The 13916-nt window shown below is 60.7% G+C and carries 14 protein-coding genes and 1 other RNA gene; 4 read left to right on the top strand and 11 right to left on the bottom strand.

Annotation, left to right across the window (positions count from 1 at the left end):
- Positions 1–4: 4 nt before the first annotated feature.
- The 9 genes from mraY to rsmI all read right to left on the bottom strand — a co-directional run bounded on the left by mraY (position 5) and on the right by rsmI (position 9072).
- Positions 5–1087 (bottom strand): phospho-N-acetylmuramoyl-pentapeptide-transferase, encoded by a 1083-nt coding sequence (gene mraY / locus U862_RS0104460; protein WP_025109289.1) that lies wholly within the window; start codon positions 1085–1087, stop codon positions 5–7.
- The gene (gene murF, locus U862_RS0104465) at positions 1087–2454 is read right to left on the bottom strand and encodes a UDP-N-acetylmuramoyl-tripeptide--D-alanyl-D-alanine ligase (protein WP_025109290.1); all 1368 of its coding nucleotides are present in this window, start codon (positions 2452–2454) and stop codon (positions 1087–1089) included. The genes mraY and murF overlap by 1 nt, the downstream gene beginning before the upstream one ends.
- Positions 2447–3910, bottom strand: a complete 1464-nt coding sequence (locus U862_RS0104470) for a UDP-N-acetylmuramoyl-L-alanyl-D-glutamate--2,6-diaminopimelate ligase (RefSeq protein ID WP_025109291.1) — start codon at positions 3908–3910, stop codon at positions 2447–2449. Before U862_RS0104470 ends, murF begins: the two co-directional genes overlap by 8 nt.
- Positions 3910–5649, bottom strand: a complete 1740-nt coding sequence (locus tag U862_RS0104475) for a penicillin-binding protein 2 (RefSeq protein WP_177327312.1) — start codon at positions 5647–5649, stop codon at positions 3910–3912. The genes U862_RS0104470 and U862_RS0104475 overlap by 1 nt, the downstream gene beginning before the upstream one ends.
- The gene (gene ftsL, locus U862_RS0104480) at positions 5649–5942 is read right to left on the bottom strand and encodes a cell division protein FtsL (RefSeq protein WP_007956777.1); all 294 of its coding nucleotides are present in this window, start codon (positions 5940–5942) and stop codon (positions 5649–5651) included. The genes U862_RS0104475 and ftsL overlap by 1 nt, the downstream gene beginning before the upstream one ends.
- On the bottom strand, positions 5939–6886 hold the full coding sequence (gene rsmH, locus U862_RS0104485) for a 16S rRNA (cytosine(1402)-N(4))-methyltransferase RsmH (protein ID WP_025109293.1): 948 nt from the start codon (positions 6884–6886) through the stop codon (positions 5939–5941). Before rsmH ends, ftsL begins: the two co-directional genes overlap by 4 nt.
- Positions 6883–7338, bottom strand: a complete 456-nt coding sequence (gene mraZ / locus U862_RS0104490) for a division/cell wall cluster transcriptional repressor MraZ (RefSeq protein ID WP_003205355.1) — start codon at positions 7336–7338, stop codon at positions 6883–6885. Before mraZ ends, rsmH begins: the two co-directional genes overlap by 4 nt.
- Before the next feature lie 401 nt (positions 7339–7739).
- Positions 7740–8093, bottom strand: an RNA gene (rnpB, locus tag U862_RS29095) — RNase P RNA component class A.
- A 73-nt stretch (positions 8094–8166) separates the two neighbouring features.
- On the bottom strand, positions 8167–9072 hold the full coding sequence (gene rsmI / locus U862_RS0104495; RefSeq protein WP_081794844.1) for a 16S rRNA (cytidine(1402)-2'-O)-methyltransferase: 906 nt from the start codon (positions 9070–9072) through the stop codon (positions 8167–8169).
- A gap of 177 nt (positions 9073–9249) precedes the next feature.
- Between rsmI and U862_RS0104500 the strand changes: the two genes are divergently transcribed.
- The 4 genes from U862_RS0104500 to U862_RS0104515 all read left to right on the top strand — a co-directional run bounded on the left by U862_RS0104500 (position 9250) and on the right by U862_RS0104515 (position 12696).
- A complete protein-coding gene (locus tag U862_RS0104500; protein ID WP_025109295.1) occupies positions 9250–11061 on the top strand; it encodes a penicillin-binding protein activator in 1812 nt (603 codons plus the stop codon).
- On the top strand, positions 11061–11423 hold the full coding sequence (locus tag U862_RS0104505; RefSeq protein WP_025109296.1) for a YraN family protein: 363 nt from the start codon (positions 11061–11063) through the stop codon (positions 11421–11423). Before U862_RS0104500 ends, U862_RS0104505 begins: the two co-directional genes overlap by 1 nt.
- Before the next feature lie 104 nt (positions 11424–11527).
- On the top strand, positions 11528–12121 hold the full coding sequence (locus U862_RS0104510; RefSeq protein ID WP_025109297.1) for a phosphoheptose isomerase: 594 nt from the start codon (positions 11528–11530) through the stop codon (positions 12119–12121).
- Complete coding sequence (locus tag U862_RS0104515; protein ID WP_025109298.1) at positions 12118–12696, top strand: BON domain-containing protein; 579 nt, start codon at positions 12118–12120, stop codon at positions 12694–12696. The genes U862_RS0104510 and U862_RS0104515 overlap by 4 nt, the downstream gene beginning before the upstream one ends.
- A 51-nt stretch (positions 12697–12747) precedes the next feature.
- On the opposite strand, the gene U862_RS0104520 is transcribed toward U862_RS0104515, so the two are convergent.
- Entirely contained in the window at positions 12748–13161 is a 414-nt protein-coding gene (locus tag U862_RS0104520; protein ID WP_003228047.1) for a ClpXP protease specificity-enhancing factor, read from the bottom strand.
- A gap of 16 nt (positions 13162–13177) precedes the next feature.
- Positions 13178–13795: a glutathione S-transferase N-terminal domain-containing protein gene (locus tag U862_RS0104525; protein WP_007917025.1), complete on the bottom strand. Its 618-nt coding sequence runs from the start codon at positions 13793–13795 to the stop codon at positions 13178–13180.
- Between the last annotated feature and the right edge of the window lie 121 nt (positions 13796–13916).

Here is a 13916-nt window from a genome sequence, read left to right on the forward strand (position 1 = left end):
CGTTCTACCTCAGCTTCAGGGTGGCAAGGCCGATCAGCACGAGAATCACGGTGATGATCCAGAAACGGACGATCACGCGTGGCTCGGGCCAGCCCTTGAGTTCAAAGTGGTGGTGAATCGGTGCCATGCGGAACACACGGCGCCCGGTCAACTTGAAGGAAGCAACCTGGATAACCACGGACAGGGTTTCCATCACGAACACGCCGCCCATGATGAACAGGACGATTTCCTGACGGACGATCACCGCGATGGTGCCCAGTGCCGCGCCCAGCGCCAGTGCGCCGACGTCGCCCATGAACACTTGCGCCGGGTAAGTGTTGAACCACAGGAAGCCCAGGCCGGCGCCGATCAGCGCGCCGCAAAACACGATCAGTTCGCCTGCGCCCGGCACGTAAGGGATCAGCAGGTATTCAGCGAATTTCACGTTACCCGACAGATAGCAGAAGATGCCCAGACCGCCGCCGACCATGACCGTCGGCATGATCGCCAGACCGTCGAGGCCGTCGGTCAGGTTGACCGCGTTGCTCGAACCGACGATGACAAAGTAGGTCAGCACGATGAAGCCGGCGCCCAGCGGAATGCTGTAGTCCTTGAGCATTGGCAGGATCAGCGTGGTTTCGACCGGCGTGGTCGCGGTCATATAAAGGAAGATCGCTGCGCCCAGGCCGAACACCGACTGCCAGAAATACTTCCAGCGGCTTGGCAAGCCACGGGAGTTCTTCTCGATGACCTTGCGGTAATCGTCGACCCAGCCGATGGCACCGAACAGCAGGGTCACCAGCAGCACGACCCACACGTAGCGGTTGCTCAGGTCAGCCCACAGCAGGGTGCTGACACCGATGGAGGACAGAATCAGTGCGCCGCCCATGGTCGGTGTACCCGACTTGGACAGGTGCGATTGCGGGCCGTCATTACGAACGGACTGGCCGATCTGACGGTTCTGCAGAGTGCGGATCATCCACGGGCCATAGCACAGCGACAAAACCAGCGCGGTCAGCACACCGAGGATCCCGCGCAGGGTCAGGTACTGGAAGACCGCGAAGCCTTTGTAGAACTGTTGCAGATACTCCGCTAGCAGCAGCAGCATTAATGTTTCTCCAGACTGGACCCGCACAGAGCCGCAACGATGTTTTCCATCGCTGCACTGCGCGAACCCTTGATCAAAATGGTGGTGTTTGTGTCCTGCTCGGCGTCGAGGGCCTGGATCAGCTCGGCTTGCGTGCCGAAGTGATGCGCCTCTTTACCGAATGCGTTTACGGCGTGAACCATGTTTGGCCCAACCGCGTAAAGCGCGGAAACCTTGCCCCGGGCATACTCGCCCACGTCGCGGTGCCCCTGCTCCGCCCAGTCGCCCAACTCGCCGATATCTCCGAGCACCAGGACGGTGCGGCCGGAAAAGCCGGCGAGTATATCAACGGCCGCGCACATGGAGGTGGGGTTTGCGTTGTAAGTGTCATCGATCACGCGCATGCCGTTCTTCGCCAGTTGCGCGACAGTGCGCCCCTTGACCGGTTGCACGGCGCCCAGCCCGGTGGCAATGCCGAACAACGACACGCCCAAGGCGTGAGCGGCAGCGGCGGCAGCCGTGGCGTTGGCGACGTTGTGAGTGCCAAGCAGGTTCAATTGAACATGCTCGATACCCTCAGGTGAATGCAGGTTGAAGCCCGGGCAACCACGGGCGTCGGTGCTCAGCTCGCTGGCGTGGAAGTCTGCCTGAGGGTTGCTCAGAGAGAAGGTCAGTACCTTGCGAGCGCCGGCGCGGGTTTTCCAGATACCGAAGGCCTTGTCGTCGAGGTTGAGCACGGCCACGCCATCCGCCGCCAGACCGTCGATGATCTCGCCTTTGGCTTCGACGATTTTCTCCGGGCCGCCGAACTCACCAACGTGTGCGGTGCCGGCATTGTTCAGAATCGCCACGTGCGGCTTGGTCAGCCCGACGGTGTAGGCGATTTCACCCAGGCGCGAGGCGCCCAGTTCGATCACGGCCGCCGTATGCTCCGGGGCCAGTTCGAGCAGGGTCAGCGGCGCGCCCAGATCGTTGTTCAGGTTGCCGCGAGTGGCGAGCACGGCACCGCGAGTGCGCAGGATGCTGGCGAGCATCTCCTTGACCGTGGTCTTGCCGCTGGAGCCGGTGATGGCGGCGACCGGCTGAGTGAACGCAGCACGGTTCAGCGCACCCAACTGGCCGAGGGCCTGACGGGTGTCCTTGACCAGCAGTTGCGGCAAGGTGCTGTCGGGCACTTCGCGCTCGACCAGTGCAGCAACGGCGCCTTTGGCGGCAACGTCGTTGAGGTAGTCATGACCGTCGAAACGCGGACCGGTCAGAGCAATAAACAGTTGACCTGGCTTGATCGCACGGCTGTCGATGCTGACACCGTCGAAACTGGCATCGCTGCTGATCAGGCGTGCGTCGAGCACGTTGGTCAGCTCGCTCAATTTCAGGGCCTTAAGCATGGGCCACCTCCCATGCAGTAAGGGCATGATCGGCTTCGACCAGATCGGAGAAAGCGTGGCGCTCGCCGTTGATTTCCTGATAGTCCTCGTGACCTTTGCCGGCCAGGACAATCACGTCATCCGCCGAAGCAGCGGCGATCAGTTGGGCAATCGCCTGACCACGGCCGGCAACAAAAGTGACTTTATCCACTGCGGTGAAGCCTGCGCGGATGTCATCAAAAATCACCGCAGGGTCTTCGGTGCGCGGATTGTCGTCGGTGACCAGCACGCGGTCAGCCAGACGCTCGACCACTTCGGCCATCAGCGGACGCTTGCCGCGATCGCGATCACCGCCGCAACCGAACAGGCACAGCAACTGGCCTTTGACGTGTGGGCGCAGCGCGGTCAAAACCTTTTCCAAGGCATCCGGAGTGTGAGCGTAATCGACCACCACCAGCGGCTGAGTACCGCCACCCAGACGCTGCATGCGTCCGGCCGGGCCTTCGAGTTTCGGCAGCACCTTGAGAATTTCATCGAGGGCATAGTCCAAGCCGAGCAAGGCGCCAACGGCTGCCAGCACGTTGCTCAAATTGAAACGCCCCAGCAGCGTGCTGCGCAGATGGTGCTCGCCCTGCGGCGTCACCAGCGTGGCGCGCACGCCGTGGTCATCGAACTGCGCTTCACGGCAATACAGATAGGCGCTGCTGTCGAGCAGGCTATAGCTGATCAAACGCGACTCACGTTTTTCAGCGGCCAGTTGCCGGCCGAAATCGTCGTCGAGGTTGACCACACGGCACTTCAAATCATTCCAGGCGAACAGCTTGGCCTTGGCCTCGGCGTACGCCTCCATGGTGCCGTGATAATCCAGGTGATCGCGGGACAGGTTGGTCATCACCGCCACGTCGAACGCCAACGCGGTGACCCGGCCCTGATCCAGACCGTGGGACGAGACTTCCATGGCCACGGCTTTGGCCCCGGCCTTTTTCAGGTCGGCCAGTGTCGCTTGCATGGCAATCGGGTTCGGCGTGGTGTGCAGGCCGCTTTCCAGCGCGCCATAGAAGCCGGAGCCCAGAGTACCGACGATGCCGCAATGTTGCCCAAGCAGATCAAGTGCCTGCGCGACCAGTTGGGTCACGCTGGTTTTGCCGTTGGTGCCCGTGACGCCAACCAGATTCACGTGACGACTCGGCTCGCCATAAAAACGCCCGGCGATATCGGACAGCTGTGCAGCCAGGCCTTTGACCGGAATCAACGGCACTTCGGTGATTGGCAGCACGGTGGCGCCTTCCACTTCATAAGCAACCGCCGCCGCGCCGCGCTGCAAGGCATCGGCGATGTGCGCACGGCCATCGAACTTGCCGCCCGGCACGGCGAGGAACAAATCACCCGCACGTACGTTGCGACTGTCCAGCGCCAACTCGCGGATCAACAGATCGTGGCCGGCATGAGGGAATATCTTGTTCAGACTCAGAGACATCAGCCGCGCCCTCCATTGGCTTTCAGCGGAACGGCCGGGGTAGCGTTGGCCTGTTGGGTGGTCGGCAGGTTGTCCGGCGTCACGTTCATCAGACGCAGGGTGCCGGACATCACACGGCTGAATACCGGCGCCGATACCAGACCACCGAAGTAACCGGCCTTGGACGGTTCATCGATCACTACAACGATGGCGTAACGCGGATCGCTCATCGGGCCGAAACCGGCGAACAGCGAGCGGTAGGAGTTTTCGGCGTAGCCCTTGGTACCCACCGAGGTCTTACGTGCAGTACCGGACTTGCCGGCCACGTGATACGCCGGCACCTGCGCACGGAACACACCGCGCGGCGCTTCGATCACTTGGGTGAGCATGCCCTGCATGGTTTTTGCGACGGCTTCCGGCAACACCTGAGTGGTCTGCGGCGGCTTGTCGGTTTTGATCAGGGTCAGCGGCGCGAGACGACCGTTGTTGGCCAGCGCCGAGAACGCGTGCACCAGTTGAATCGCGGTCACGGAAATACCGTAGCCGTACGACAGCGTCGCGGTTTCTGCCTTGCGCCAGTCGCGATAGTTCGGCAGGTTGCCGACGCGCTCGCCCGGGAAGCCGAGGCCGGTATCCTGACCAAGGCCGACTTTCTGCGCGAGACGGTAAATGGTTTCACCGCCGATATCGAACGCGACCTTACTCATGCCGACGTTACTGGAATTGATCAGAATGCCGGTCATGTCCAGCACCGGACCTTCGGTCTTCGAAACGTCCTTGATCGTGTATTTACCGATCTGCAGGGAGCCCGGGTACACCTCGACGGTGTCGGTCGGTTTCCAGCGGCCGGACTCGATGGCCGCGCTCATCGAGATCGCTTTCATGGTCGAACCCGGTTCGAACACGTCGATCATCGCGCGGTTACGCATCATCGCCGGTTGCAGGTTGCGACGGTTGTTCGGGTTGTAAGTCGGCTGGTTGACCATGGCGAGAATCTCGCCGGTCTTCACGTCCATGATCACCAGGCTGCCGGCCTTGGCGCCGTTCTCGATGATCGCGTTGCGCAGTTCGCGGTTGGCCAGGTATTGCAGGCGCAAGTCAATCGACAACGCCAAGGGCTTGCCGGCCTTGGCGTTCTTGGTGACCTGGACATCCTTGATCAGCCGACCGCGCCGATCCTTGATGACCTGCCGTTTGCCCGGCACCCCGGCCAGCCACTCGTCGTAGGCCAGTTCGACGCCTTCGCGCCCGTGATCGTCGATGTCGGTAAAGCCAACCATGTGCGCGGTGACTTCACCGGCCGGATAGAAGCGGCGGAATTCTTCGATGCCGTAGACACCCGGCACTTTCAGGTCGAGCACGGCCTGACCCTGCTCGGGAGTCAGCCCGCGCACCAGATAAATGAATTCTTTGTTGGCCTGGGCTTCGAGGCGTTCGGCCAGGGCTTTCGGGTCCTGCCCCAAGGCAGCGGCAAGCGCCGGCCACTTTTCCTTGGCCAGTTGCATTTCCTTGGCGTTGGCCCACAGCGTGGTCACCGGCGTACTCACGGCCAAGGGTTCGCCGTTACGGTCGGTGATCAGGCCACGGTGTGCCGGAATCGGAATATGACGAACACTGCGCGCGTCACCCTGCCCCTTGAGGAAGTCACGATCGATCACTTGCAGGTCGATGATGCGCCAGCAGATCGCGGCCACCATGACGCCGAGCAAACCGACGACCAGACGGAAGCGCCACGGGAAGAGTGCCCCTTCGAGTTTCATCATGGCGCCACCATCTTCACGTCAGCCGCGCCGGGGATGTGCATTTTCAGTTGTTCGGTGGCCAGCACTTCGATACGGCTGTGCGCGGTCCAGGTACTTTGTTCGAGAATCAGGCGCCCCCACTCGGCCTGCGCCTTGTCGCGCACACTGAGTTCGTTGTAAAGGGTGTTGAGCAGCTGCCGGTTCCAGTGCGCGCTGTAAGACACGCCGATGGCCGACACGAGCACGCCGATAAACAGCAGCAGCATGAAAAAGCTGCCGCCCGGCAGGGGCTTGGCGAAAAGCTTGCTCACCGCAACTTCTCCGCAACACGCATGACAGCGCTACGGGAACGTGGGTTGGCTTTGAGTTCGGCGTCGGAGGCCGTCTGCGCTTTGCCATGGATTTTGATTTTCGGTTCGAACGCGACATGGCGAACCGGCAGGTTGCGCGGCAGGTTGTCGGCTTCGCCTTTCACCAGCTTGCGCATGAACAGTTTGACGATGCGATCTTCCAGCGAGTGGAAGCTGATGACGACCAGGCGGCCGCCCACTTCCAGCGCATCCAGCGCGGCTTCGAGGCCGGTTTCCAGATCGCCCAGTTCGTTGTTGACGTGAATGCGCAACCCCTGGAACGCACGGGTAGCCGGGTTCTTGCCCTTCTCCCACGCCGGGTTGGCGACTTTCAACACTTCGGCCAGATCGGCGGTACGCTCGAACGGCTTGATGTCGCGGCGCTCGGCCACGGCACGGGCCATGCGACCGGAGAAACGTTCTTCGCCGTATTCCTTGAACACCCGGGTGATTTCTTCCACCGGCGCGGTGTTGACGAATTCGGCGGCGCTGATGCCACGGGACGGGTCCATGCGCATGTCCAGCGGGCCGTCGTTAAGGAAGCTGAAGCCACGTTCGGCGTCGTCAAGCTGCGGCGAAGACACGCCGAGGTCGAGCAGGATACCGCTGACCTTGCCGGCCAGACCGCGCTCGGCGACTTCCGACCCCAGCTCGGCAAAGCTGCGCTGCACAACGACAAAGCGGCCGTCTTCGGCCGCTAGCGTTTGCCCGGTGGCAATCGCTTGTGGATCTTTGTCGAACCCGATGAGTCGACCGTCCGTCCCCAGTTGACTGAGGATCAACCGGCTGTGTCCGCCGCGACCGAACGTACCGTCCAGATAGCAGCCATCAGGACGTACGGCGAGAGCCTCGACGGCTTCGTCAAGCAGTACGGTGATGTGGTTAAAGCCGCTATCAATAGTCACAGGATCAAATCACGCAGTTCGTCAGGCATGGCGCCCGGTTGTTGAATAGCAGCAAGGTCAGCGGCAGATACCGCGTTCCATGCATCCTCGTCCCACAGTTGGAACTTGTTCAGTTGGCCTACCAGCATCGCGCGCTTATCAAGCTTGGCGTATTCGCGCAGACGCGGTGGAACCAGAAAACGACCACTGCCATCGAGTTCGAGGTCGACGGCATTACCAATCAATAAACGTTGCAGGCGACGGTTCTCTTCGCGAAGCGAAGGGAGTGCGCGCAACTTGGTTTCAATAATTTCCCACTCGTCGAGCGGGTAGACACACAGGCACGGATCAACGGCATCAATGGTCACGATCAACTGGCCGGAACTACGCGAAACGAGCTCGTCACGGTACCGGCTCGGCATGGCGAGACGGCCCTTTGCATCGAGACTGATAGCGTTAGCTCCGCGAAACACGTCAGCGTTTCTCCAATTTTTATCGTTTTGAGCTCAAAAAACCCACTTCATGCCACTTTCCGCCACTTGCGCACACTATAGGAATGCGCCCACCACACCGTCAAGGCGCGGATTAAAGGAAAACCCTTACAGAACGGAGATTTAGGAGCTTAAAAGGAGGGGTAACGAGAATCTGACGGATACTTCCGACCAATAACCTGATGCAGCACGGATAGCTGCGCTCGAAAGTTAAAGTAATTTGTTAAGAGTAAGATTTTTTCGGTATTACAAAAGCGCTTCTGCTGTTGATTGAAGCAAGGTGGGAAATGGCTATTACTGCATTTGCCGCTGCCGAACTTTAGCGCAGGCCTGCCGATAATACACAGCCCTGATGCCTTTGATTCAAGCAGGGAAAGAAAAAGGTGGAGAGTCGATCTGTAAGCCGGGTTCTGTCTTGAACAGTCATTCGTCTACGATGGCCATCACTGGACATCTTTAGCAACCTACCCGGTCCCAGCGCGGGCCACGCCTTGGGACCCTATTTGGTCTTGCTCCAAGTGGGGTTTACCTAGCCACGAACTGTTGCCAGACGTGCGGTGCGCTCTTACCGCACCTTTTCACCCTTACCGGCGCCGAAGCGCTTAGGCGGTTATTTTCTGTGGCACTTTCCGTAGGCTCACGCCTCCCAGGCATTACCTGGCACTTCGCCCTATGGAGCCCGGACTTTCCTCCCCCCCCTAATTTTCATAGAGGGCAGCGACTGTCCGATCGACTCTCCGCCGCGCAGGTTAACGGCAGAGCGCCCGAAGAACAAGCGCTAATAGCCGCGAAACCTGTCTGCGCGACGGGTTACTCGCCCTTCTGCTGGTCCAGCGCAACCTGATACAGCACGTTTTTGCGCTCACCGGTGATTTGCGCGGCGAGCGCCGCTGCACGCTTGAGCGGCATCTCTTCCAGCAACAGATTGAGGATGCGCATCGCCTCGCTGCTGACGGCGTCTTCGGACTCCGGCGCCGACCATCCCGCCACCAGCACCACACACTCGCCACGCTGCTGATTACTGTCGGACTCCACAAATGCCCGCAGCTCGGCCAACGGCAACCCCTTAAGCGTTTCGAAGGTCTTGGTGATTTCCCGGGCCAGCAAGGCCTGACGCTCGCCACCGAACACCGCTTCCATATCCTGCAGGCATTCGAGAATGCGATGCGGAGCCTCGTAGAAAATCAGCGTGCGCGGCTCTTCTTTAACCGCCTCCAGGCGCGCCTTGCGCCCCACCGACTTGGCCGGCAGAAACCCTTCAAAAATGAAGCGATCCGATGGCAGCCCCGCCGCCGACAGCGCCGCGATCAACGCGCAGGCACCTGGCACCGGCACCACATTGATCCCCGCCGCCCGCGCCTGACGCACCAGGTGATACCCCGGATCGGAAATCAGCGGCGTACCGGCATCGGAAATCAGCGCGACGTTATCACCCGCCAGCAAACGGATAATAAAGCGGCTACCTTCATCTCGTTCGTTGTGTTCATGGCACGCTGCCAATGGCGTGGCAATGCCGAAGTGCTGCATCAACCGCGCCGAGTGGCGCGTGTCCTCAGCGGCGATCAATGCCACTTCACGCAGGATTTTCAGGGCCCGGGCGCTGATGTCGTCCAGGTTGCCGATGGGCGTCGCCACCACATAAAGCGAGCCAGCAGCGGAATTCAAAGGACCTGGAGCAGTCAAAGCGCACACCTCATGATCGGTAAAAGTCGGCATTGTAACGCGTCACGAGGCTTGCGATGCTTTCCGGACAACGCCGGTTTTGCGCGTCTTTGTGCAACGCCGCAACATTTGCTTCAGCTAAATTGACGGTTTCACGCCAGTAACATCGCGCCCCGGCCAGCGCTTGGGTACAATTCCACGCTAATTTGATCGAGTATCAGGAACACTTACATGATCGCTTGCCTGCGGCTGTTCACTGCCCTCTGCCTCGCTGCCTTGCTGGCGGCCTGCGCCAGCTCTCCCTCTTCCAGCCTTGGCGAACTTCCACGGACCCCGGATGCCAGCATCGAGCAACTGCTCGAACAGGCTACCCAGGCCAAGACCCCGGAAAAAGCGGCCCTGCTACGCCTGAGCGCGGCAGACCTGGCTTATCGCCAGGGCAACGCCGGCCAGTCCGCGCAGATCCTGCAACAAGTGCCAATGGAGCAACTGAAGCCGGGCCAGCAGATCTTTGCCAGCACCCTGTCCGCCGAACTGGCCATGACCCGCAACCAGCCGAAAGCTGCGCTGACCGCTCTGAGCCATCCTAGCCTGCAACATCTGAGCGAGATGCCAGAAGACCAGCAGGTGCGTACCGGCACCGTGCACGCCCGCGCCCTGGAAGCCGACGGTCAGACCCTGGCTGCCGCTCGCGAACGCATCTTCATTGCACCGATGCTCAAAGGTGAAGCTGCCAGCAAGAACCACGAAGCGATCTGGACCCTGATCGCCTCGCTGCCGACTGATCAACTGCAACCCAACACCTCCGACGATCTCGGGGGCTGGATGGGCCTGGCTCTGGCAGTCAAAACCGCCGGCACCCTGGAGCAGCAGCAAGCCGCGATCGATGCCTGGCGCGCGCAGAATCCAAAGCACCCGGCCGCGATCAACCTGCCGTTGCCGCTGACCAAACTCAAGGAGCTGGCCAGCCAGCCCCTGAGCAAGATCGCGCTGCTGCTGCCGCAGGACGGCCCTCTGGCTGCCGTCGGCAAGGCACTGCGTGAAGGTTTCATGGCGGCGCACTACCAGGCCCAGCAAGCCGGACAGAAGCCACCAGCCATCGAGTTCTATGACAGCTCGAAACTGACTTCGATGGACGAGTTCTACCGCAAGGCCCAGGCCGACGGCGTGCAACTGGTGGTCGGACCGCTGGAGAAGCCACTGGTCAAACAACTGAGCACTCGCCCGCAACTGCCGATCACCACCCTCGCGCTGAACTACAGCGAAGGCGATCAAGGCCCGGCGCAACTGTTCCAGTTCGGTCTGGCCGCTGAAGACGAAGCCCGCGAAGTCTCGCGCCGTGCCCGTGCCGACGGCCTGCATCGCGCCGCAATCATGGTGCCGAAAGGCGAATGGGGCGAGCGCGTACTGCGAGCGTTCAGCCAGGACTGGCAGGCCAACGGCGGCAGCATCGTCGCCACCGAACGCGTTGATCAGCCAGTGCAACTGGCTCAGCAGATCGCCGACATGTTCCAGCTGCGTCAAAGCGAAGCCCGCGCCAAGAGCCTGCAGAACGCTGCCGGCACCAACGTCGCTGCACAGCCTTCGCGTCGTCAGGACATCGAATTCATCTTCCTCGCCGCCACCCCGCAACAGGCGCAGCAGATCAAGCCGACCCTGAACTTCCAGTACGCCGGTGACGTTCCGGTCTACGCCACCTCTCACGTCTACAGCGCCAGCGGCGACGTGAATCAGTACAACGACATGAACGGCATTCGCTTCTGCGAAACTCCGTGGCTGCTGGAGACCAGCGATCCGCTGCGTCAGCAAGTGGTCGCACAGTGGCCGCAAGCTGCCGGCAGCCTCGGCCGCCTGTACGCGATGGGCGTGGATGCCTATCGCCTGGCGCCGCGCCTGGGTCAACTCAAAGCCCTGCCGGACAGCCGTATCGAAGGCGAATCGGGCAGCCTCGGCATGACCCAGACTCAGCGCGTTGTGCGCCAGCTGCCTTGGGCGCAGTTCGTCAGCGGTCAGGTTCAGCGCCTGCCGGACACCCCGCGCTGATGCCCGACAGCTCGCACCTGCAAAGCGGTAAAGATGCCGAGCGCCAGGCGCTCGAGCATCTGCAACACCAGGGTCTGCGCCTGCTGGCGCAGAACTGGTCATGCAAACGCGGCGAGCTTGATCTGGTCATGCTTGATGGCGATACAGTAGTATTCGTTGAAGTCCGCTACAGAAAAAATACTCAATGGGGTGGCGCGCTCGCTAGTATCGATGAGCGCAAACGGCAGAAACTGATTTTTGCCGCGCAGTATTTTCTTCAGCGCGAGTCACGCTGGGCCGATTCCCCTTGCCGCTTCGACGTGGTGGCCATCGACAGGCACCCGGATCAGTTGAACTGGTTGCAGAATGCGTTCGATGGTTGATTCTCTGCACACCACCCCGGACACTTTCACCGACAATTTTTGCTCTTTGCTTTGCGGGCTGCACATTCACGTGCCGAACAGCCGCGCCACTTAAGGTCACACAGATGGACATGCAATCCCGAATTCGCCAGCTTTTCCAGGCCAGTATCGACACCAAGCAACAGGCGATGGACGTACTTGCACCGCACATCGAGCAAGCCAGCCAGATCATGGTCAACGCCCTGCTCAACGAAGGCAAAATGCTTTCGTGCGGCAACGGCGGCTCGGCCGGCGACGCCCAGCATTTCTCCTCCGAACTGCTCAACCGCTTCGAGCGTGAACGCCCGAGCCTGCCGGCGATCGCCCTGACCACCGACAGCTCGACGATCACCTCGATCGCCAACGACTACAGCTACAACGAAGTGTTCTCCAAGCAGATCCGCGCACTCGGTCAGCCTGGCGATGTATTGCTGGCTATTTCGACCAGCGGTAACTCGGCAAACATTATTCAAGCGATCCAGGCCGCACATGATCGCGAAATGGTTGTCGTAGCATTGACTGGCCGCGACGGCGGCGGCATGGCATCACTGCTGCTGCCTGAAGACGTCGAAATCCGTGTACCGGCTCATGTCACCGCACGAATTCAAGAAGTCCATCTGCTGGCGATCCATTGCCTCTGCGATCTGATCGACAGCCAATTGTTCGGGAGTGAAGAATGACCCCTAATCGCCTTGGCCTGCTGGCCGTGACCCTGTGCCTGGCCATCAGCGGCTGCACCTCGGTGGTGAGCGCCAGCCGTGAAGCGCCGATTGACGATGATCGCGGCACCCGCACCTTCGGCAGCAAGATCGATGACTCGCTGATCGAGACCAAGGTCGGCGTCAACGTGAACAAAGCCGACCCCGCACTGGACAAGGACTCGCACATCGTCGTCACCAGCTTCAACGGTGTCGTATTGCTGGCCGGACAAACACCCAGCGCAGACTTGAAGGCCAAGGCTGAACAAGCCGCTGCCGCCGTCCAGCGTGTGAAAACCGTTCACAACGAGTTGCAGGTCATACCACCGTCCGGCTTTCTGGCTCGCCAGAACGACACTTGGCTGACCTCCAAGATCAAGACCCAGATGCTCACCGATCCAAACATCCCTGGCTCGCGCATCAAAGTCGTGACCGAGAACGGCATCGTCTATCTGCTGGGCCTGCTGACCAAACAGGAAGCCACGCAAGCAACCAACCTGGTGCAAGGCGTTTCCGGCGTGCAAAAGATCGTCAAGCTGTTCGAATACATCGACTGACGCCCAACACGCAGACACAAAAAAGGCGACCCATCCGGATCGCCTTTTTTATTACTTCACCACTTTCAGGCTTGGCCGGCCACTCGGGCGCGGCGGCTCGCTGTCCGGCGGCGGCAAATCGTCATCCGGCTCGATATCGTCTTCGTCATCCATCGGCGACTCGAGATCGAACACCATGCCCTGACCGTTCTCCCGGGCGTAGATACCCAAGATCGCACTGATCGGCACGTACAGGCTGTGCGGGACACCACCGAAGCGACCTTCAAAGGTCACCACGTCGTTGTCCATGTGCAGATGCCGCACGGCGCTGGGCGAGATATTCAGGACAATCTGCCCGTCACTGGCGAAACCCTGCGGCACTTGCACCGCCGGGTATTCAGAATTGACCAGCATGTGCGGGGTGCAATCGTTATCCACAATCCACTCGTAGAGCGCGCGGACCAGATAAGGTCGACTGGAGTTCATAGCGGCTCCTTAAGCCTTAGCGCATATCGCGTTCGACACCAGACAGACTCGCCTGGAAAGCCTCACGCGCAAACGAGCGCTCCATATAATCAAGCAGCGGCTTGGCCGGCCGCGGCAGTTCAATACCCAGAATCGGCAAACGCCAGAGTATTGGCAATAGGCAGCAATCCACCAGACTTTGTTCCTCACTGAGGAAAAACGGCTTGTCGGCAAACAGCGGCGACACGCCCGTCAGGCTTTCACGCAATTCCTTGCGCGCCACGACACGCGCGGCCTCCTTGCTTTTCGGATCCAGAATCAGATCCACAAGACCACACCAGTCGCGCTGAATACGGTGAATCAGCAGACGGCTGTTGGCACGCGCCACCGGGTAAACCGGCATCAGTGGCGGATGCGGGTAACGCTCATCCAGATATTCCATCACCACGGTCGACTCCCACAACGCCAGGTCGCGATCGACCAGCGTCGGGAGACTGCCGTAAGGGTTCACCTCAATCAGTTTAGGCGGCTGGCGACCAGCTTCCACGTAAATGATTTCGGCGCTGACACCCTTCTCTGCAAGCACGATGCGCACTCGGTGGGAATAGTGGTCGGCGGGGTCGGAGTAACAGGCCAACCGATTGGTCACGCCCATGGCGATCCTCCTCGCTTGTTGAAATTATCGGAACCGGAAAAACGCGCGCGCCCAGAGGGCGCCTCCCGCAACACCTGGCTGACCAGACGTTGCGTTATCGGAGGCGCCCTTGGGCGCGCGC

Source organism: Pseudomonas sp. H1h, from assembly GCF_000633255.1.
In the GTDB taxonomy this organism is placed as follows: domain Bacteria; phylum Pseudomonadota; class Gammaproteobacteria; order Pseudomonadales; family Pseudomonadaceae; genus Aquipseudomonas.

Coding starts and splice junctions, on each gene's coding strand:
- mraY (WP_025109289.1), bottom strand. CDS start 1,087: ATGCTGCTGCTGCTAGCGGAGTATCTGCAACAGTTCTACAAAGGCTTC.
- murF (WP_025109290.1), bottom strand. CDS start 2,454: ATGCTTAAGGCCCTGAAATTGAGCGAGCTGACCAACGTGCTCGACGCA.
- U862_RS0104470 (WP_025109291.1), bottom strand. CDS start 3,910: ATGTCTCTGAGTCTGAACAAGATATTCCCTCATGCCGGCCACGATCTG.
- U862_RS0104475 (WP_177327312.1), bottom strand. CDS start 5,649: ATGAAACTCGAAGGGGCACTCTTCCCGTGGCGCTTCCGTCTGGTCGTC.
- rsmI (WP_081794844.1), bottom strand. CDS start 9,072: ATGCCGACTTTTACCGATCATGAGGTGTGCGCTTTGACTGCTCCAGGT.
- U862_RS0104500 (WP_025109295.1), top strand. CDS start 9,250: ATGATCGCTTGCCTGCGGCTGTTCACTGCCCTCTGCCTCGCTGCCTTG.
- U862_RS0104505 (WP_025109296.1), top strand. CDS start 11,061: ATGCCCGACAGCTCGCACCTGCAAAGCGGTAAAGATGCCGAGCGCCAG.
- U862_RS0104510 (WP_025109297.1), top strand. CDS start 11,528: ATGGACATGCAATCCCGAATTCGCCAGCTTTTCCAGGCCAGTATCGAC.
- U862_RS0104515 (WP_025109298.1), top strand. CDS start 12,118: ATGACCCCTAATCGCCTTGGCCTGCTGGCCGTGACCCTGTGCCTGGCC.
- U862_RS0104520 (WP_003228047.1), bottom strand. CDS start 13,161: ATGAACTCCAGTCGACCTTATCTGGTCCGCGCGCTCTACGAGTGGATT.
- U862_RS0104525 (WP_007917025.1), bottom strand. CDS start 13,795: ATGGGCGTGACCAATCGGTTGGCCTGTTACTCCGACCCCGCCGACCAC.